This window comes from Paenibacillus sp. P2(2022), assembly GCF_029522175.1.
Taxonomy (GTDB): Bacteria; Bacillota; Bacilli; order Paenibacillales; family Paenibacillaceae; genus Paenibacillus; species Paenibacillus polymyxa.
The window spans coordinates 204,223-223,911 of the sequence record NZ_JAKWFI010000003.1 but is presented as its reverse complement, the minus strand read 5'-3'; the positions used below and the strand labels follow the sequence as shown (position 1 = coordinate 223,911).

Below are 19,689 nucleotides of genomic sequence, written 5' to 3'. Positions count from 1 at the left end.
CAAAGCTGTAGATATGATAAGAACAGTGTAATTTTTGGAAACGGTAACGGAAAGGAGCATTAACACCATGGATCATCGCAATAGCGCGCCTCTTGAGGCCACACTTCAACACAACTTACACAGAGGACAGCGGATGACGGAGCAGCAGAACGGTATTTTTCCGGCTGTATGCCCGTTGGATTGCCCGGATACGTGTGGGCTCCTGCTTCACAAGGAAAATGGAAAGATAGTCAAGGTGACTGGTAATCCGGATCATCCCATTACCAAAGGGGCTATATGCAACAAAGTCCGGAATATGACCGAGCGAGTATATGATCCGGATCGGGTGCTTTATCCGTTGAAGCGTGTAGGCGCCAAAGGGGAAGGGAAGTTTGAACGAATTAGCTGGGAGGAGGCGGTCGATACCATTACAGGTCGGTTCAAGGAGCTGATACGTACGGATGGACCGGAATCCATTCTCCCCTACAGCTTTTATGGCAATATGGGTGTATTGAGTGTGGATGGAATGGATCGTCGCTTTTTCAATGCGCTGGGTTCAAGCCAACTGGATCAGACGATTTGCAGTGTGGCTGGGAATGAAGGCTGGGCATCGGTTATGGGATTTAAGGGCGGCACAAGCCCGGAGGACACAGAGGATGCAGAGCTCATTATTGTATGGGGCGGAAATGTCATTAGCACTAACATGCATCAGGTCGTATTGGCTGAGAAAGCACGTAAAAAAGGTGCTAAGGTGGTCGTTATTGATGTCCATCGCAACCGGACGGCGCAATGGGCGGATTGGTTCATTCCCTTATATCCGGGAACGGATACGGCGCTTGCACTGGGGGTTATGCATGTGCTGTTTGATCAGGGGCTGACAGACGGCGAATTTTTACGTCGCTATACCGTAGGTCACGAGGAACTGCGCGAGCATGTTAAGATCTATACACCAGAGCGGGTTTCGCAGATTACTGGCGTGCCGAAAGAGGATATTATCCGTTTGGCGGAAATGTACGGGAAGGCGCGAGCGGCCTATATCAATATCGGAAATGGGCTTCAGCATCATGATAATGGCGGTATGAACGTACGTGCAGTTACATGCTTGCCTGCACTCACTGGACAATGGCTGAAACACGGCGGGGGAGCGTCGCGCTCCAATGGTGCTTATGCCAAGATTAACAGCGCCCATCTGGAGCGTCCTGATCTGCGACAGAACCCCGATGCCCGGGTGATCAACATGAACCGGATTGGAGAGGCGCTGCTACAGAAGGAACAACCGATTAAGGCGTTATTTGTATATTGTAGTAACCCGGTAGTTGTAGCACCCGATTCGGAACGGGTGACGGAGGGATTTGAACGAGAGGATCTGTTTACGGTTGTTCATGACCTGTTCCTTACCGATACGGCCTGCTATGCAGATATTGTGCTGCCTGCTGCGTCTTCTTTTGAAGGAACAGACTTATACAAATCGTACTGGCACCACTATATCCAGATGCAGAAGCCTGTCATTGATCCGCTTGGGGAAAGCAAAAGCAATTATGAGCTATTTAGCCTGCTCGGACAGGCAATGGGCTTTGATGAAGCTGCCTTTACAGAAAGTGAAGAAGATATGATCGCAGGCGCGCTTGATAATCCAACGAACCCTTATCTCAATGGTGTAACCTTGGATGCCTTAAAAAAGTCGCCTTTTGTAAAGCTTGATATGACGCCAAAGGCTACTTATTTGGAGCGTCTAACTACGCCTTCAGGCAAGATTGAGTTGTATTCGGAAAAAATGAAACAAGCAGGTCTGCCCGCATTGCCCTCCTATGTACCACTGATCGAAGGGTATGACGGAGAGCATCGGCCGCAAGCGGATGACCGTTTTCCATTGATGTTTGTTTCACCGCCAAACCATAATTTTTTGAATTCTACATTTGCTAATTTGCCCAAGCATCAGCGATTGGAGAGGGAGCCTTTGTTGCAAATTCACCCGGAGGATGCTCAGGCAAGAGACATCGCAGATGGTGATCCCGTTACCGTCTGGAATGACAGGGGAATGTATGAATTGAAAGCCAAGGTTACCGATCTGATGCTGCCCGGTACGGTGATTAGCCAAGGATTATGGTGGAAAGGCAAAGGACGCAGACAGCGTGCCAATGCGTTAACCTCTGACCGGCTATCGGATATGGGGCAGGGGGCTACTTTCTTCTCAACGGTGGTGAATGTGAAGCGCCAATGAGAATATGCCTTTAATGGCGTCAGGTGCAAAAGGAGAAGCAAAATATATGAAATGGTTGGAGTCTTATCCGAAAGAAGTAAAAGTATTTCTCATTGCCAGCCTGATTAATTCCGCAGGAAGTTCCCTCATGTGGCCGCTCGTTAGCATGTATGTATTCGACGAACTAAACCGTAGTATGGGAGATGCGGGGATTGCGATTTTAGTGCAGTCTTTAGGCGGAATATTTGGTCAAGTGCTGGGCGGAGCCCTTTATCATCGTATTGGAGCCAAGAAACTGATTGTCGGCTCACTGGCCATGAATGCGTTGGGACTTCTCTCGCTTCCATTTACCAGTGGTCATTGGGTAGCTTTTGTCATCATGATGGGCTTTATCGGCTTTTTTAATGTGGTATCTGTGCCTGCGATTCAGGCCTTTGTAGGTTTTCGTTTTGCTGACCGACGTGGAGAGCTGTTTAATATCATTTATGTCGCGAACAATATTGGGGTGGCACTCGGAACGGGACTGAGCGGCGTTCTGGCCGACCTTTCCTATCAGCTCAGCTTTGTCATGAACGGGGTAACTTCTGCGGTATTTGCGGGATTCTTCTGGTCGTATCTAAGCAGGGTAGATCGGGAAGAGGGGGAAGTTCAGCTCAGCAAGTCTGTGATGAAAAGAGAAGAAATACCAGCTCGATTGCTGTTTCGTGATACCAGGTTGTATCTCTTTGTGGGGTTAGGTTCACTTTTTTTGTGGTTCGGTAATTCGATCTGGAATACGGGAGTCTCTCCCTATATTATTGAGCAGGGCTTGCCTAAAACGATGTATGGGCTACTATGGACGTTGAATGGTGTTCTTATTTTTGCCGCACAACCTATTATTTTCTGGATCAAACGGCTGTACGCTCATCACGCTTCGGCGCAAATGACATGGGCTGGAGGATTTTATTTGGCAGCTTATATTGTCATACTGGGCACACAGAACTATACTGGGATGATATTCGCTATGGTACTGGCGACTCTAGGAGAAATGCTGATCGCACCTGCGGTTCCAGCATTCCTGTCTGATCATGGAGGTCGGGGTGCACCTTTTTACATTGGACTTGTAGGGGGCATTGGCGCAGCCGGACGGGTGATGGGACCTTATATTATGGGGAAGTTATATGATGGCGGTGGGTTACCGCCCACACTTTGGCTGGCATTAGGCGTAGCCGTATTATCCATTCTGTTTTTCATTCTGCATAGCTGGTTGAACCGTTTTCGGCATGATTTGGATAATTTGGATACTACTCCTTCTTAGGTGGATGTTCCCAGTCCTTAAGTCCCGATAAAAGTTCAGTAATGAGCTTTTATTATGGTACAATAGGTGACAGCTGGTTGCAGTTATTGCTTCAGGAAAGCCTTCACAGGAAGGATTGAAAGGAATTGTTTACAAGTCAACCTTTGACGATACGTCATTCGGAGATGAAGGATGCTCCTGATCTGATTGCGCTGGATGAACTGGTATGGAATGAACGCACGGCTCCTGCTTCGCTGTCATGGAAGTCGCGCGGAGAGTTTCTGCGCAACACGCCTCCAGGCTCTCAACTGGTCGCCATCGAACAGGAAGTGCTCTGCGGGTATATTGGATTTCGTCCTCCAACACTGTTGGCTAGTAATTGTCATGTACTCGAAATAAATATAGCTGTACGTCCAGACTATCATCGCAAAGGTATTGGGACGGCGCTCATGAACTCCATGAAGGAGATTGCAGCTGCGGAGGGCATACGCAAGTTAAGTTTGCGTGTACTCTCCTGTAACACGGAAGCCCTTATGTTTTATGAAAAGTGCGGTTTTGCAATTGAAGGGCGTCTGCATGAGGAGTTTTATATCGCAGGCCAATTCGTGGATGATGTTCTAATGGCCTATTTCTTAAAATAGACCGGAGGCTCCAGACAGGCAGCAACATTCGGTTGTGATGTCCAGCTCATAACCAACAACGCCGCAGACCTGATCAGGCCTGCGGCGTTGTTGTGCAGTACTATGTTATCGAAGTTGCTTCCATTCATTCTGGAGCATACCATACACTGCGTGGTTCATATAGCCATCTGGCAGCAACTCTGCTTCGCGTACAATGCCTTCGAGCACAAAGCCCAGGCGTTCTGGAATACCGCGGCTGCGGCGGTTCGTCGTTGCACAACGGATTTCGACCCGATGCAAGTCCAACTCCATCAACGCATATTCGACGAATACGCGGCAGGCACTGGTCATGAGACCCTGTCCTTCGTAACCGTGCCCAAGCCAGTATCCGATGCTAACCGACCGGTGGGCCCAATTGATCTCATGGTAGCTGATGATGCCAGCGAGCTCGTTGTCTATCCAAATTCCAGCGGTCAGGCTACCGTTCTCTGCGGCTTGTTTCAAGGCGCCTTGCACGAACTGCTCTGTATGGCTGATTTCCGTGGTGGAGTCTACCCATGGAAGCCATTGACGCAGACGGTCACGGGACATTTCGATCAGCTCAAACAGAGGCTGCACATGCTCCTTGGTGAGCGGCCGAAGGACTGTGCGTTCGTCCAACGCATATGTAAACATGATTAATCCCCTCTTTCACTCGGAAAATCGCTAAACCAGCCAGTCTAGCATTTAATCCCATGCTACCTTATTCTGCGAGAGTCGTCAAAAGGGAGAGGAAGCTTCAAATTTTATAGGTCCCACCCGGAACCGCCCCTGCTCATATACATATTTCAGATCCAAATCCCCTACAAATTCGCTTGGCGATACGCTACCAGATACAGTGGCATGCAGTGGGAACTGTTCGGCGTCATACATTACAACAGAGCTAAAATCGAGATGCTTTGTAAATTGGGCTGGATCATCATAAAATACGGACGCTTTGGGGTCCATCGTGTGTGTAGTACCGTCAATCATAACAGCGATATGCACCTGGCGGTTGTGGTCACGTAGCTCCACGGAGCTATGTACTCGCTGAGATACAGCATTTGCTGCTGATTCAACTGCATATTCCTCCATTGTTTGTACGTTAACAATATGCAACTCCTGCAATTCCACACCCGTTCCCGAGGCACGTGTGAGAATTACAACGGCTTCACGGATCCCATCTTCGTTTACATCTCTGTAAAATAACTGTGGTGCGGTGGAAATATCCGCCGAGCCCGACCACTGGAATGTGCGGCGCTGCTGGCCGATTTCCAGTACGGCTGAATGAAAGAGTCCCTGGGACGGGCTCACGGCGTATAGGCGGACAGTTGAGTCTTCTGGTGCGCTAGCCAGCGCATGAGATAATGCAGTTTCGGTCACCATGCTTGAAGAAGGATGATCGGAAGTCATAACGGAAGAGGACAGCAGCATAGACAGCAGGATGACGATCAACAGCTTAAACACGGGTGGGTCTCCTTTTCCGGTAAAATAAAAGATATATACACTATAACGAATTTATTTGCCGAAAATGTTAACTCTTTTTCATAACTTGCATCTTTTTTTGCTGAAGAGAGCGTCCCGATTTTCATTTTATTGAGTTATGCGGTGTGAAAGGGTATATTTAAGGGAACAGGTTATACACAGATTATACGGAAGAAAGGTTGATTAGCGTGGAGAAGCCGATTACTCCCCCCAATTTTATTAAAAATGTTATTGAAGAGGATTTACGTACGGGTAAGGTAAAGGAGGTTGTTACACGCTTTCCACCTGAACCAAACGGATATTTGCATATTGGACATGCTAAAGCCATCTGGATTAATTTCTCGTTGGGAGATGAATTCGGAGGACGCACGAACCTGCGTTTTGATGACACCAATCCGGCGAAGGAAGACACGGAATACGTAAACTCCATTCAGGAGGACGTGAAGTGGCTTGGTTATGAATGGGAGGAAAAACATTTTGCCTCCAATTACTTTGAAGAGATGTACAAGCGTGCTATCCTGCTGATTCAAAAGGGGAAAGCCTACGTAGATGACCAAAGTGCGGACCAAATTCGTGAAACACGCGGAACACTGACAGAACCGGGACAAAACAGCCCCTATCGGGATCGCAGCGTGGAAGACAATTTGAAGCTGTTTGAAGAGATGCGTGCAGGCAAATACCAGAATGGTGAAAAGGTGCTACGTGCCAAGATTGATATGGCTTCGCCAAACATCAATTTGCGTGACCCGGTTATTTACCGCATTTCACACACGGCCCATCACAATACAGGCGATACCTGGTGCATCTATCCGATGTATTCCTATGCGCATCCGCTGGAAGATGCAATTGAGGGCGTAACGCATTCGCTTTGTTCGCTGGAGTTCGAAGATCAACGCCCACTGTACGATTGGGTTGTAGCTGAATGCGAGATGGAAAACGTACCTCATCAATATGAATTTGGACGGCTAAATCTAGCTCAAACGGTAACCAGCAAACGTAAGCTCAAGCTTCTGGTTGATGAAAAACACGTAGATGGCTGGGATGATCCGCGGATGCCGACCATTTCTGGTTTGCGTCGTCGCGGCTATACGCCAGAGGCCATTCGCAGTTTTGTATATGAAACAGGCATTTCCAAAGCCTACGGAGTCATCGATTTGCAGGTGCTGGAGCATTTTGCACGTGAGGATTTGAAGCTTAAGGCACCCCGTACGATGGCAGTTATAGATCCGCTGAAGGTGGTCATTACGAACTATCCTGAAGGACAAGTGGAAATGCTGGAGGCGGAGAACAATACAGAAAATCCGGAACTTGGAACACGCCAAATTCCGTTTTCTCGTGAAATTTATATCGAGCGTGAGGACTTCATGGAGAATCCGCCGAGCAAATACTTCCGTTTATTCCCTGGTAATGAAGTGCGTCTCAAGCATGCTTACTTCATTAAATGCAACGATGTCATTAAGGATGCGGAAGGTAATGTAACGGAGATTCACTGTACTTATGATATAGAAACCAAGAGCGGATCAGGCTTTACGGGACGTAAAGTGAAAGGGACAATCCATTGGGTAGAGGCTACTCAGGCTGTTCCGGCCGAATTCCGTTTGTATGAGCCATTGATTAACGCAGAGGAACCAGAGGTGCTGGAAGAGGATGGATCGGAAAAAACATTCCTTGATCAATTAAATCCGAACTCTTTGGAAATTGCTCATGGCTATGTGGAGCGGAATATGAAAGAAGCACAATCGCAGGACAAGTTCCAATTTTTCCGTCATGGTTATTTCAGTGTAGATCCGAAGCTTTCCAAACCGGGTGAGCCTGTATTTAACCGTGTGGTATCATTGAAAAGCTCTTTCCAGTTGCCTAAGCAATAAGATGTTGGAAAAGTGGGACGGATGGTTGCTTCGTGCGGCCAAGTGAAAAAGGAGTCTGCCAACGGCAGACTCCTTTATTTTACGCATACCCGTTCTTCAGAACATGACCGTTGACGTGAAGACACTCTATTGTCGTTGTGGTGCTTCATCTATTGGTTTATGCTCGCCTGGTTTGTGCTCACCGCCATGTCCTGGCTGGTAGCCGTTCTTGTACAGCATATACCACATGATAGCAAATCCCGCAGAGCCCAGCAGGGCGAAGAAGACACCTGCATGGTACATCATTTCACCACCGAAGTTCTGGAATAGCCAACCTCCTGCAAAACCTGCTACGATACCGGATATACCACTCCAGGTCAAGGTATATACGGCCTGTCCGGATGATCGATATGCTGCAGGCGTGAACAGGACGGTCAACTGGGTGCCTACATAGAAATATCCGCCGAAGGTGACGCAATGAAGTGCTTGAATGAACACGATCTGAATCGGGTCTGTAGCTAGCGCCATGAGTTCCCAACGTAAGGCAAACAGCAAACTGACGAGTGCCAAACAGCCGACCATCACGGTCATTTTTTTCTTCAAGAAGCGATCAAACATTAAGAAGACAATAATTTCAAATACCGATGACATAAAAACGGCAAAACCAAGCATCAGCTTGGACCCGCCCAGTTCGGTGATGTACAAGGACATAAAGGCGCCGTTGATTGAATTAGGAATTGATACAAGGATGCCTAACAAAATGAAGGATATAAAGTATCCGTTTAATAAAATACTGCCAAAGCCACGTAAATGAATGGTTGCCGTCTCCACGGTGCTTTTCAGTGGTGGAATTGCCAAAGTGCAGATCAATGCAGCCAGAAGAAGTATCGTAAAGATGGTGGATATACTGGATACTCCTGTGTGGTCAACAACGATGCCGGCAACTGCCGCAGTCACAGCCCAACCTAAGGAACCCCATATGCGAAATGAACCAAATTTCCGGTCTGTGCCCTCAATATAACTGAGAATCAGGGTATTGCTTTGGGCAAATAACGGACTTTGAAAAAAGTAAAAGCCAATCATCGACACATAAATCATGACATACGTGTGAACATGAAATAAAGCTTGTAGCAGTAACAGTGTACCTATAATCATAAATAGTAGAATACGTCGGAGATTTCGGCTCCGGTCGCTTGTATATCCCCAAAAAGGGTTCGCGAATACAGATACAAAAGGTCCGATGGCCATCAGACTCCCGATTTCCAGCTTGTCCATACCGATATCTTGCAAATACAACGGGAAGAAGCTGGAAAAGATGACCATAGCTCCATATAGAAAAAAGTTATATAGCTTTAGGGAATATAGGGGAGTCTCTTGAATTTCTCTCTTTTGCAAGACAAGCCATTCCTTTCTTAGCCCGATAGAGAACTACGCACCGATGTCGATCTGTGGGAATGTTCTTTATTCCAATGTATCATGTGTTGAAAGGGTTAACAAACCAATAAAATTACAATTATGTAAATTTCAATTTTGTCCAAAATTCCATATGCATATTTGTGATTGTTTTTTGAAAAAAGGAGGAGTTTTTTATGGAAGTGACTGGTATTATCATCGCAGGAGGACGTTCCAGCCGAATGGGACAGGATAAGGCTCTGCTAGAGATTGAAGGAGCTACTATGCTTGAACGGACATATATTACATTGCAGCAGGCGACCCAACGGGTGATAGTAGTCACTCGTGACGATCAAGGATATGAACAGGACAGTATGGAAGCTGTATCTGATATCTATCCGGGTATGGGGCCCTTGAGTGGTATTCATGCAGGATTATCTGCATCTACTACGGAATGGGGAATAGTCGTGGCCTGTGATATGCCTTTTGTACAGCTGGAAGTGCTGCAAGCCTTGCTTGTTTTAACTGAGAAGTGGGCGGCATCCAAAGGAGCAGCGGAATCACCACTGCAAGCGGTAATTGCTTCTGTGGCCGGACGTATGCATCCTTTGCTGGGAGTGTATCATCGGAGCGTATTGCCATCTGCTGAGGAACGTTTGCGGAATAAACGGCTTCGTCTCACCGAATGGTTGGAAACGTTGAATGTTCGGTATGCAACCATAGCGGATATGCCGGGAGTGACTGAGAATATATGGCACAATGCCGTGTTCAACATGAATAATCCTCAGGATTACAAGCTTGTGTTAGAGCAGTTCCGGAAGGATTAGAAGCATTTAGAGAATATTAAGCAATGAATTTGGGGGAGTACATAACATGCTGGAAGCTACTATACATGCCGTTTTATTGGCATTGGGATTGATTTTGCCTTTAGGGGTACAAAATGTATTTGTGTTTAATCAGGGGGCGTCCCAGTCGCGATTTCGCAATGCACTGCCTGCTGTCATTACAGCGGGTGTCTGTGACACCATTCTGATCACACTTGCTGTTGGGGGTGTATCCCTTGTTTTGCAGCAATTTCTATGGCTCACGAATGTGCTTTATGCGGCGGGCTGTTTGTTCTTGCTGTATATGGCTTGGACTCTTTGGAGATCGAAGGCTGCTTCCTCGGGAGAAAGTCAGCCGATGCTGCCAAAACGCCAGATGATTTTTGCCGCCTCGGTATCACTATTGAATCCACATGCTATACTTGACACGGTTGGTGTAATTGGAACCAGCTCCCTGCAATATAACGGCGTGGAACGTTGGGCCTTCGGTCTGGCCGCTGTGTCAGTATCGTGGATATGGTTTGTGGGTCTGGCAACGGCGGGACGGCTTGTAGGACGTATGGATTCAGAAGGAAAGTTTGGTACTGTGCTCAACAAAATATCGGCACTGATTATTTTGTGTCTGGCCTTTTATATGGCGATAAATTTTATGACCAGTATGTGACCCGATCCTTGTTAGAAGAAAAACTTCAATAAAGCGAATACCCCGCTCAAAGCAAAGGGGACACCAATCAAAAACAACATAAAGGCCAGGCAGCCTGCACCATTTACGCCGCCAGCAATTCGGGCGTCCCGAGGGTTAGCCGGATTGTATAATACCTTAATCTTACTGCCAACCCGGTTAAGGCTGAGATTGGTACTATAAGGATTCCAGAATTCCACGACTTCACCTGAAGCTGTATAGAAGCGTACCTTTAATCGGCGGGTGTAGCTGGTATCTACCGGATCATCACGGTCAAAGGGAACGACATCGATATCTACTTCGATATGCGCGTCAACGATTTGCCCTTTGGTACGGACCCAGTGGCGTTTACGATAACGATGGCGACGGATCGTTTTGAATCCAAAATAGATGAACAACAGACCGATTAAGCTAAACAACGGCATGAGCAGATCGGAGCTAAAATGAAACCAGTACACATTGAAATCAATTGAAATGATAATCTACTCCTTTAACCAAGCGATAATCAATATATCGGATATACTTACAAATAGTTTAATTTTTCCATAGGGAATAAGGCGCAGAGGAATGGAATACAAAAAAGATCCACTTTCCAGGGAAGTGGATCTTTTCAATAGCTACTTGGACTACTTATTGCTCAATAGAGACATATCAAAATCAACATCCTCAATAAATTCGATAACCTCACCATTAGGGCTATGAACTAATGCATTGGTTACAACTAGAGGTGGTTCACCAAGTGTAAGCTGATTGGGTTCCACAAAGGTTTTTGCTCCGTGGGCAAGGGCTTTTTGATATATTTCATCCACATTGTCCACGTAAAACGCAAAGTGTAATAAAGCCCCGTGAGCAACATCATGCTCAGATGCAGCTTTTTTTCCTTGGGCAGGGATGACGGCATCGTTATCAAAGATTTCGAGACAGGTTCTTTGGTCAGGGGAGATCAGCATGGAAGCTTCTTGAATCCGAAAGGACGGAAGACTCCAGTGATGTCCTCTTTTAAATCCCACTACTTCGGTATAAAATGCAATGGTTGCTTGATAATCGCGGGCTTGGATAGCCACATGAGCTAGTCCCTTCACACTCATTTCAGATCCTCCTTATATGTAAGTAAACCTTATTATATGAATTATTATGTGCTACATATATATTTAAAATAAGATTTTTATACGATTTTAGTTATTAAATAAAAGCTAATTTGGATGAAAAGCATTACTTTTTAAATTTGATCAGGAGGTGCTTGATATGCAGCATCAGATGGACGATATAGACCACAAAATCATGAAATTGCTACAGCATAATGCCCGAATAACGATTTCCCAAATCAGTAAAGAAATTTCGATGTCACAGCCGTCCGTTAAAGAAAGAATAACCAAGCTTGAAGAACGAGGGATTATTTCTGGATATAATGCTGTATTTAATTTACGGGAACTGAATCGGGGGACAACAACGTTTATTCTGGTGAAGACAGAACATTGCCAAGAGCTGATTGATTTTTGTAAGGCGGCGAAGGAAGTTACCGATTTATTCCGCATCAGTGGGGAATTTAATTATCTCATTAAGGTACAAAGTTCGTCTGTAGAGGAAATTGCAGAGTTTCAGGATTCTCTAGTTAAGCTGGGCCCCTCGAAATCGCATATTTGTATGAAAAATATACTGGAAAACAGGGTTTTGTTGTAGGTCAGCAGAGAAACGCATATTTGGAACAAAACATTCAGTAAAGCTGTTATTCGTGACATTAAATTAGGTGAATGGTTGGATGAAAAAAGTGACGCTGAATTACACCAGCGTCACCGTAATTCCCTGCTCCAGACGCTCCACGTCCTGGAGCTCGATCTTGCCGGCCATGGCGTGCAGAGCCGCCGCTGTGCCGCAGGCCGCTCCCTGCCGCAGCATGGCAGGGAGATCCAGTCCCGCCGCCGCGCCGGTAACCAATCCCGCGACCATGGCGTCACCGCTGCCGAGCGCGCTGACAATGTCCGCGTCCGGCAGGCTCACACGGTAGCGCGCATCGCGTGTTACCGCCAGCGCCCCGCGCGCGCCGAGCGAGATGACGGCCAGCTGCGCTCCTGCTTCCAGCAGCTGCGATGCTGCCGCTTCAGCGGCATCTGGGCGCGCTGCGTCGATTCCCGCGAAGCGGGCGGCCTCGTCCTCGTTAGGCTTCACGAGGTCGGGCTTTCCGCGCAGCCCCAAGCGCAGCGCCTCGCCGCTCGCGTCCAGCGCCACCCGCGCGCCGCGCGCCTTCGCCAGCGTGCACAGCTCGGCATACAGATCGGGCGGGCAGCCGGGTGGCAGGCTGCCGGAGAGAACGACCCAAGCCGAATCCTCGGCAAGGGTCGCGATTTTGCGCCGCAGCGCGGCTAGTTCAAGCGGCCCCACGGTCGGGCCGCTCTCAATCAGCTCGGTCTGCGTGCGGGCAGCCGGGTCGAGCACGGTTATGGCGAGACGGGTTTCCCCGTGTGGCGTTTCGATAAAATCGGCGTTTACGCCTTCCGCGCTCAACCCGTCGATGAGCAGCCGTCCGGTGTGTCCGGCCACAAATCCGGTCGCTCGTACAGGCTGACCTAGTGTGCGGATGACACGAGCGGCATTCACGCCCTTGCCGCCTGGTACTGTCAGACCGTTTTCTATGCGGTGGACGGCATTCAATCCAAAGCCTGCAACCGTGTAGATTTTATCTACTGCCGCGTTAAGTGTTACGGTGGTAATCACAAGGCATCACTCCTTAAGAAATCAGCTTTAAGCCCAATGCTGCGGCAAGAATCATGGCGATGAACAAAACACGCAGTACGCTTTTTTGCTCGCCATACAAGAACATGCCTGTAATCGTACTGCCCACGGTACCAATGCCTGTCCAAACGGCATAGGAAGTTCCCATAGGCAAACTATTCATGGCGTAGCTGAGCAGAGAGAAGCTAAGAATAAAGGATAAGATCATAAGTGCTAAAGCCTTCCACCCTTTGCCGACCGTAACTCCCTTCATGCCGATGACTCCAAGCACTTCCGAGCATCCCGCGATAACCAATGCAATCCAAGCCATTATGCACTACTCCCTTCCTGAGCATCACGATCGGTAACTAACTTCAAGCCGATCACACCCGCTAGCAAAAGGGCGATTAACAGTGTTTTGGACCATTGAAACGGCTCCCCGAATAGCAGCATTTCACCTACGACGGTTCCCCCTGTGCCCAATCCGGTAAATACAGCATACACCGTGCCTACAGGCAGACGCTTTGCAGCCTTCATGATTAAATAAAAGCTGGCCACCACAGCCAGCACAGTTACAGCCCAGGTGAGTACAGAATCTGCATGCTTCAAGCCTGATACCCATACGACCTCAATCAGGCCTCCAACAAAAACGTAAATCCAACTGCGATTCATGATGAATTTCTCCTCAATTCAGTATAATTTTACAATTACATTAACTTCACCTTTCACGAGGTGAAGTTAGTGTAATCCCACGCCAAAAAATAGGCCATGCAGCGTTCAGCCTTCGGTGGTAGTTGGTGCTTCCACTGTACAGTAGCTCTACCATGATTCCATCCACCAGCGTCATGTAGGCTAAAGCCACATCCGCTGGCTTCATATGTCCAAAGGGTTCCCGATCCCGTACATTTCGGAGGCGACGAGTTAATTTTCGCTCCATCTGTTCCAGGAAAGGATTCACAATATTCAGTACCTCGTTATATAAAGATACAGGCGGAAAAAAGGAAAAACGAAGCATAAACTTGGCTGAGTTGTTGCCCTCATATTCCTGTTCCATCCAGAATAAGAAATTATGCAGTGTATGCTCCAGCGACTGTTCTTTGCGTTCCGTAAAGTATTCAAAAATACGTAAATTCTGCTCTTGAAACGCGTAACTTGCCACCTGCAAAAACAAATCCTCCTTACCCTGAAAATGCGCATATATAGACGGTTTTCGGATTCCAACCTCGGCGGCAATACTGCTCAAGGATGCTCCCTCATACCCATTGGTGGCAAATTGGAAAAGAGCGGCCTTTCGAATCTCTTCCATTCCCATTATCATCACCTACCTAACGTTCGTTAGTTTATTTTTACATGAAAAAAAGTAAGTGTCAACCCATCGACATTTCGTTATGTACTCTGATTTTTTTATTCAACATTTAAATAAAAAAGTGGGAAGAAATAAGGGGCTCATGTACAATATAATGAGGAATATCTGTTCAAATGCAGTCCATTGGAAGTGAGGTTAGTTATGAGGCGAAGCTTACTGGCCGTATTGATCGCGGCTATGGTGTTTATTATTTATTATTTTGGCTTGTTTAATTACATCGGTAAAAATGAAGGAACTGTCATCAGTATTTTCTCTACCTTGACGGTTATTTCCATAAGTCTGATTATTTTCACGGAGAATCGTAATCCTTCCACCACCATGTCATGGATTTTGCTGCTGGCGTTGTTGCCAGTCGTTGGACTTCCTCTTTATTTTTTATTTGGGCAAAATGTATTCAAGCGCCGTAAGTATGACAAAAAGGCATTGCGTGACCAACAGGCGTATGAGCGTATCGAAAAGGATGCTTTGCGGGTCAAACGAGATCTGACCTGCTTTACAGATGAGCAGCAGCAGTTAATGCGCCTGGCCCGGAGATTGGCCCGCTCCCCGATTTATTTTGCGACAGAAACCCAGATTCTGAATAATGGAGATGAAACCTTCTCCACGCTGCTCGAAGAACTGCGCAAGGCGCAGCATCATATCCATATGGAATATTACATTTTCCGCTCGGATGATATCGGTACCAGCATTCAGAAAATTTTGATTGAAAAGGCTAAAGCGGGTGTTAAGGTTCGGTTTATGTACGATGCAGTCGGTAGTATTCAGTTATCGAAGGCATTTTTGAAGGAAATGAAGGATGCAGGAGTAGAGGTTGTTGCATACGGAGGCGCTCGGATTTTGTTCTTCTCCAGTCGGGTAAACTACCGTAATCACCGTAAAATTGTAGTTATCGACGGTAATATTGGATTAATCGGTGGCCTAAATGTGGGAGATGAGTATCTCAGCCGCAACAAAGCCTACGGCTTTTGGCGTGACACGCATATGATTGTGAAGGGCGAAGCTGTGCGGACATTGCAACTTATATTTTTACAGGATTGGCTTCATATGACGGGTGAATCGGTACTGGATAGCGAATATCTGTCTCCCGATATTGAACCGATCACGGATGGCGGCGTACAGATTATTGCCAGCGGACCAGACAATGAGCGGAGAGTGCTTAAAAATCTATTCTTCTCCATGATCACATCCGCTCGAAAATCCGTCTGGATTGCCACTCCTTATTTTATCCCGGATGAAGATATCCTGACTGCTTTGCGGATGGCTGCTCTATCCGGGTTGGATGTGCGTATTCTATTTCCCGCGAAACCGGATAAATGGCTGCCTTTTCTCGCATCCCACTCGTATTTCCAATCGTTGCTGGAGGTGGGAGTCAAGGTATATGAATATGAAAAAGGATTTCTTCACTCCAAGCTTCTCATTATTGACGGGGAAGTTGCGACTATTGGGACAGCCAATATGGATATGCGCAGCTTCCATCTGAATTTTGAAGTGAACGCTCTGTTGATTCAAACACACAGTGTGCAGCAGATGGTGACCGACTATGAGCGAGATTTGCAGAATGCCAGTTTGATCGTACGCGAGGAATTCATGAAGAAACGTCTGTTCAAACGTTTGATGGAATCGCTGGCTCGGCTGCTTTCACCGCTGCTGTAATGCACAAATGAAGAGCTGTGGATGAGGTAGCAGATCCTATAGTCAAAATGTAGTAAAGCCCAAAATATCCTGGAGACGGTATACAATATCTTTCCAAAATGTTGAATGATCCTCGTAAGCCGCCAGATCCAGACTGTATTCAGCTCCCCGGTTATTCCACAGCTTATCAAAATAGGCCGCCACCTGTCGGGTCAGCTTGCTGTCCGCCGGAGCGGCCACCCACAGTTCATTCTCCAGATTTAAATCATCCAAATTACGGGGAGTCAAATTGGTAGAGCCACCCCAAATCAAATGCTCTCCTTGTGCCTTGGCAATATAAATCAGCTTCGTATGGAATTGCTCATGGGTAGTATGATACCAACGAATTTGAATATTTCCATCCGATTTATCGGACAACTCTTGGGCAACCGGACGATTAGGTATGCCTATTTTTTCCTGCCCGAACGCGTTTTCATTGGGGTCCAGCAGCAATTGGATGTTTACGCCGCGTGCCGAGGCATCCAGCAGGCTATTCAATATTTTGCGATCAGCCAAATAAAACATGCCCATATGAATGCTGTCACCTTGCTTCGTCTGCTTAATGCCATTCAGAACGGAGGCATACACTTTGCCTTCAGTGAGATATTTGATCCGGTAGCTGTCCTTACCTGATGGGACTAGGGGCTCTGCTTGAGGTGTGTAGACAGGAAGTTGCCCTCCGCCCGAGAAGTCCAATACCGCCTGCTCTGTTTGTAAAATATCTCCGATGATCGGTCCCTTCACTTCTAGGGCAACATTGGAATGATAGGCACTTGCATCGTGAACATTACCTGTAGAAATGAGAGCAGTTTGCTCGTTGGCAACCAATTTTCGGTGATTGGCCTTGACGTTTAACAGCTTTAAATAAGAGCGAGCCGTAACGTCAGGTCCGTCACTGGCCATCAGATTGGGAATCCAGCCTGTGCCATGCTGCCCGAACCACTGGAAAAAGGTACGCCACACCGCTGAATAGATAGGCGTGGAGTCCCGCAACGGGTCTACATCGGTCTGTACGACCTGAATTCCTACTTGCTTCATATTCTCCAACAAAGGATTGGGAGCAGAATTATAGTTGGTATTGACTTCATCTGTAATGAAAAAGATAGGCATCTCAGGATAAGCTTTCTTTTTGGCGATAAGATGATTAGTCATTTGTGCGCTAACTTCGGGGAAGTGCTGGCCTTTGTGCTTATAATCGTTGAACAGAAACAGGTCAATGACGATAAATTGCTGGGCTTCATCAATGATGCCGAGCATACGATTCAAAATTTGCCCTTCATGTTGTACAGTGCTTCCATCCCCAGTAGGGTAGGTCAAATCCGTCCAAAAGTTTACCTCGTTTGTTGAATACTCCTGACTTTCATAAGAGACGAACGGAGGCAAGGGTTTATGGGTCTGATACAGCATGACGGCAATCAGCCAGAGGATAAGCAGCAGAATAGCGATTTTAAGAGCACGGCCCTTGTGCACGGTTTTTCTTTGATATTCCGGCACAGAATGCAGCGGATTTTGTTTAGTCATACGACGATCAGCTCCTTAATTAAATGCTGCATTCCATTTTATCGTGTCCGAACATGCAGATTATGAAATAGATACTGTCTAATTATTACCGCAAGTCCACAGTATTGAAGCGGAATGCTGAATAGAATGAAATGGAGAACGTTTTATTAATTAATTGAGGACATATGTCCTTTATAGGCAGGCTGACCTATACTTAAATAGATACAAAAGTCACTTACATGGGGAGAATAACGATTTATGAGAGGAATCTTGTTTGCTTTTCTGGGAGGCGCTTGTATTACGCTACAGGGGGTAGCGAATACACGGATTAGTCAGGATATCGGGACATGGCAGGCGGCTGCCGTTACTCAGCTAATAGGTTTTATTTTGGCAGCATTAGTTTGGATGTTTACAAAGGATGGCCGTGTGTCTGAAATGAAACAGGTAAAGCCGATGTATCTTTGGGGTGGTGCTTTTGCGGCTATCATTATATTTAGTGAAGTCACCGCCATTCAACATATTGGGGTTACGTTCACGATCTCGGCGCTGTTGATTGCTCAGTTATGCTTAACATTTCTGGTAGACATCAAGGGATGGTTTGGCATTGTGAAGCAAAAGATGAAGCTGCCACAATTTATAGGTATTGGTATGATGATCGCGGGTGTCATTATTCTAAAGCTCTAAAATAAAACATTATTATAGAAAAAGCTTAGAACGTAGAATTGAAGGTGAGCTGAGGAATGAGGGAAATACAGGATCAAGAGCAGCTAAAGTATTTTTTACATCTGCATCAGTTGGAGTCCATACTCTACGAGCCACTACATCCCTATTTGTCGCTGTATCGTTTGGAGCAAGGGGAAAAACTCTGTTTGCAGGGAGACGCCATTGAACATCTGTATATTCTGGTGCAGGGCAAGGTCAAAATTTTTACCAGCTCTACAGAAGGGAAGACTCTGATCCTTTGCTTCAAAACCCCGATCGAGGTCATAGGAGATGTTGAATATATTCGTAATAGTCACGTCATCAATACAGTAGAGGCAGTGTCGCCGATCTATGTGATTGGTGTCCATCACCAATGGATGAATAAGTACGGCAGAGATTATGCTCCTTTGCTGCAATTTCTATTGGATATTGTCACGCGAAAGTTTTGTCTAGACTCTGATTTCTCCAGTTTCAACCTTATGTATCCGGTGGAAGTCAGGCTGGCGAGCTACCTGCTATCGGTTTCTTTTGACGAATCCAATTCTGCCTTTTATGAGGAACTACGGGCATCCAGTCTGGTGGATGTAGCGAATTTGATCGGAACCAGTTACAGACACCTTAACCGTGTCATTCGCAAAATGATTGAAGAGGGATTGGTTGAACGGGCAAAAGGCTATATTGTCATTAAGGACAGAAAAGGTTTGAGTGAACTGGCAGGCCATAATATTTATGAAACGTTGCAATCATAGTGCTTTGAAGTAGAGCAGCACAATAAAGGGACTATCAAGGGAGAGGTAAACATGTTATTAGGGCTCATATTGGCAGTTATCGCAGGTGCTTTGGTCAGTCTGCAAACGATATTCAATAATAAGGTGAATGAGCGGACAGGTTCATGGGCCACAACGACATTGGTACTGGGAACAGGGTTCCTGGCTTCCTTGCTCGGGAGTCTTATTTTTGAAGGGAAAAATACATTTGCTTTACAGCATATGCAGCTGTGGTACTGGTTCAGTGGCATGATTGGTGTCGGCGTTGTGTTCTGTCTGGTGCAAGGAATGAAGCGACTTGGCCCTACCTATGCGATCTCCATCGTATTGACGGCACAATTAGGTACAGCCTTGTTGTGGGATTCATTAGGATGGCTTGGACTAGAGAAGATTCCGTTTACCTTCAATAAGTTGATTGGTGTATTGGTCATTATCGGTGGTATTCTCGTTTTCAAATTTGGACATGGGCGTACAAAGGAACCACAAGAAAATATTACAACTATACCTGATTCGATGAAGAGCTAAAGAAGGTTGTGATGACCTTAATCCTGCTTGATTGGGGTCCCACTTTCGGAGGGGTATTTTGCATTTTGCAGAGAAGCTGCATCTTAAGCAGGTGCTGCTTTTCGATCCCATAGGCAAAGAAAAATG

Annotated in this window: 21 protein-coding genes; 11 read left to right on the top strand and 10 right to left on the bottom strand. The window is 46.6% G+C overall.

What is annotated here, in order from left to right; all coding sequences use genetic code 11:
- Positions 1 to 67: 67 nt before the first annotated feature.
- The 3 genes from MMB75_RS12750 (at position 68) to MMB75_RS12740 (ending at position 4,096) form a co-directional block, all read left to right on the top strand.
- The gene (locus MMB75_RS12750) at positions 68 to 2,200 is read left to right on the top strand and encodes a molybdopterin-containing oxidoreductase family protein (RefSeq protein ID WP_277507906.1); all 2,133 of its coding nucleotides are present in this window, start codon (positions 68 to 70) and stop codon (positions 2,198 to 2,200) included.
- A 46-nt stretch (positions 2,201 to 2,246) separates the two neighbouring features.
- The gene (locus MMB75_RS12745) at positions 2,247 to 3,476 is read left to right on the top strand and encodes an MFS transporter (protein ID WP_016324831.1); all 1,230 of its coding nucleotides are present in this window, start codon (positions 2,247 to 2,249) and stop codon (positions 3,474 to 3,476) included.
- A 125-nt stretch (positions 3,477 to 3,601) separates the two neighbouring features.
- On the top strand, positions 3,602 to 4,096 hold the full coding sequence (locus MMB75_RS12740; RefSeq protein ID WP_016822850.1) for a GNAT family N-acetyltransferase: 495 nt from the start codon (positions 3,602 to 3,604) through the stop codon (positions 4,094 to 4,096).
- Between the two features lie 105 nt (positions 4,097 to 4,201).
- Here the strand turns inward: MMB75_RS12740 and MMB75_RS12735 are convergent, their stop codons facing one another.
- Together MMB75_RS12735 and MMB75_RS12730 are read right to left on the bottom strand one after the other, a co-directional pair.
- Positions 4,202 to 4,750 carry a GNAT family N-acetyltransferase gene (locus tag MMB75_RS12735; protein ID WP_013373475.1) on the bottom strand — a complete coding sequence of 183 codons (549 nt, stop codon included), beginning with the start codon at positions 4,748 to 4,750 and terminating at the stop codon, positions 4,202 to 4,204.
- Between the two features lie 84 nt (positions 4,751 to 4,834).
- Complete coding sequence (locus MMB75_RS12730; RefSeq protein WP_064961654.1) at positions 4,835 to 5,560, bottom strand: hypothetical protein; 726 nt, start codon at positions 5,558 to 5,560, stop codon at positions 4,835 to 4,837.
- A gap of 206 nt (positions 5,561 to 5,766) precedes the next feature.
- Between MMB75_RS12730 and MMB75_RS12725 the strand changes: the two genes are divergently transcribed.
- Positions 5,767 to 7,446, top strand: a complete 1,680-nt coding sequence (locus tag MMB75_RS12725) for a glutamine--tRNA ligase/YqeY domain fusion protein (protein WP_013373473.1) — start codon at positions 5,767 to 5,769, stop codon at positions 7,444 to 7,446.
- Positions 7,447 to 7,572: 126 nt separating this feature from the next.
- Here MMB75_RS12725 and MMB75_RS12720 read toward each other — a convergent pair whose 3' ends face one another.
- A complete protein-coding gene (locus tag MMB75_RS12720; RefSeq protein ID WP_064961655.1) occupies positions 7,573 to 8,820 on the bottom strand; it encodes an MFS transporter in 1,248 nt (415 codons plus the stop codon).
- 194 nt (positions 8,821 to 9,014) lie between these two features.
- Between MMB75_RS12720 and mobA the strand changes: the two genes are divergently transcribed.
- Together mobA and MMB75_RS12710 are read left to right on the top strand one after the other, a co-directional pair.
- Positions 9,015 to 9,644: a molybdenum cofactor guanylyltransferase gene (gene mobA, locus MMB75_RS12715; protein WP_025677563.1), complete on the top strand. Its 630-nt coding sequence runs from the start codon at positions 9,015 to 9,017 to the stop codon at positions 9,642 to 9,644.
- Positions 9,645 to 9,690: 46 nt separating this feature from the next.
- A complete protein-coding gene (locus MMB75_RS12710) occupies positions 9,691 to 10,305 on the top strand; it encodes a LysE/ArgO family amino acid transporter (protein ID WP_277507905.1) in 615 nt (204 codons plus the stop codon).
- Positions 10,306 to 10,316: 11 nt separating this feature from the next.
- On the opposite strand, the gene MMB75_RS12705 is transcribed toward MMB75_RS12710, so the two are convergent.
- Positions 10,317 to 10,781: a DUF3592 domain-containing protein gene (locus MMB75_RS12705; protein ID WP_277507904.1), complete on the bottom strand. Its 465-nt coding sequence runs from the start codon at positions 10,779 to 10,781 to the stop codon at positions 10,317 to 10,319.
- Positions 10,782 to 10,949: 168 nt separating this feature from the next.
- Positions 10,950 to 11,411: a VOC family protein gene (locus tag MMB75_RS12700; protein WP_137079405.1), complete on the bottom strand. Its 462-nt coding sequence runs from the start codon at positions 11,409 to 11,411 to the stop codon at positions 10,950 to 10,952.
- A 157-nt stretch (positions 11,412 to 11,568) separates the two neighbouring features.
- On the opposite strand from MMB75_RS12700, the gene MMB75_RS12695 reads away from it, so the two are divergent.
- Complete coding sequence (locus MMB75_RS12695) at positions 11,569 to 12,003, top strand: Lrp/AsnC family transcriptional regulator (protein WP_277507903.1); 435 nt, start codon at positions 11,569 to 11,571, stop codon at positions 12,001 to 12,003.
- A 99-nt stretch (positions 12,004 to 12,102) separates the two neighbouring features.
- Here the strand turns inward: MMB75_RS12695 and MMB75_RS12690 are convergent, their stop codons facing one another.
- The 4 genes from MMB75_RS12690 to MMB75_RS12675 are packed head-to-tail and all read right to left on the bottom strand — an operon-like array spanning position 12,103 to position 14,344.
- Entirely contained in the window at positions 12,103 to 13,035 is a 933-nt protein-coding gene (locus MMB75_RS12690; RefSeq protein ID WP_277507902.1) for a 1-phosphofructokinase family hexose kinase, read from the bottom strand.
- 13 nt (positions 13,036 to 13,048) lie between these two features.
- Positions 13,049 to 13,363 (bottom strand): DMT family transporter, encoded by a 315-nt coding sequence (locus MMB75_RS12685; RefSeq protein ID WP_013373465.1) that lies wholly within the window; start codon positions 13,361 to 13,363, stop codon positions 13,049 to 13,051.
- A complete protein-coding gene (locus tag MMB75_RS12680; RefSeq protein WP_013373464.1) occupies positions 13,363 to 13,704 on the bottom strand; it encodes a DMT family transporter in 342 nt (113 codons plus the stop codon). The genes MMB75_RS12685 and MMB75_RS12680 overlap by 1 nt, the downstream gene beginning before the upstream one ends.
- Positions 13,705 to 13,750: 46 nt before the next feature.
- Entirely contained in the window at positions 13,751 to 14,344 is a 594-nt protein-coding gene (locus MMB75_RS12675) for a TetR/AcrR family transcriptional regulator (RefSeq protein ID WP_346842754.1), read from the bottom strand.
- A gap of 195 nt (positions 14,345 to 14,539) precedes the next feature.
- Here MMB75_RS12675 and cls point away from each other — a divergent pair, with 195 nt between their 5' ends.
- Positions 14,540 to 16,051, top strand: a complete 1,512-nt coding sequence (gene cls, locus MMB75_RS12670) for a cardiolipin synthase (RefSeq protein ID WP_013373462.1) — start codon at positions 14,540 to 14,542, stop codon at positions 16,049 to 16,051.
- A gap of 42 nt (positions 16,052 to 16,093) precedes the next feature.
- On the opposite strand, the gene MMB75_RS12665 is transcribed toward cls, so the two are convergent.
- Complete coding sequence (locus MMB75_RS12665; protein ID WP_013373461.1) at positions 16,094 to 17,590, bottom strand: phospholipase D family protein; 1,497 nt, start codon at positions 17,588 to 17,590, stop codon at positions 16,094 to 16,096.
- A 237-nt stretch (positions 17,591 to 17,827) separates the two neighbouring features.
- Here MMB75_RS12665 and MMB75_RS12660 point away from each other — a divergent pair, with 237 nt between their 5' ends.
- Genes MMB75_RS12660 through MMB75_RS12650 form a run of 3 tightly spaced genes read left to right on the top strand, consistent with a single transcriptional unit; the run spans position 17,828 to position 19,563 of the window.
- A complete protein-coding gene (locus MMB75_RS12660; RefSeq protein WP_013373460.1) occupies positions 17,828 to 18,253 on the top strand; it encodes a DMT family transporter in 426 nt (141 codons plus the stop codon).
- A gap of 56 nt (positions 18,254 to 18,309) precedes the next feature.
- Positions 18,310 to 19,020: a Crp/Fnr family transcriptional regulator gene (locus tag MMB75_RS12655; RefSeq protein ID WP_277507900.1), complete on the top strand. Its 711-nt coding sequence runs from the start codon at positions 18,310 to 18,312 to the stop codon at positions 19,018 to 19,020.
- A 51-nt stretch (positions 19,021 to 19,071) separates the two neighbouring features.
- Positions 19,072 to 19,563: a DMT family transporter gene (locus MMB75_RS12650; protein WP_016822866.1), complete on the top strand. Its 492-nt coding sequence runs from the start codon at positions 19,072 to 19,074 to the stop codon at positions 19,561 to 19,563.
- Positions 19,564 to 19,689: the final 126 nt, after the last annotated feature.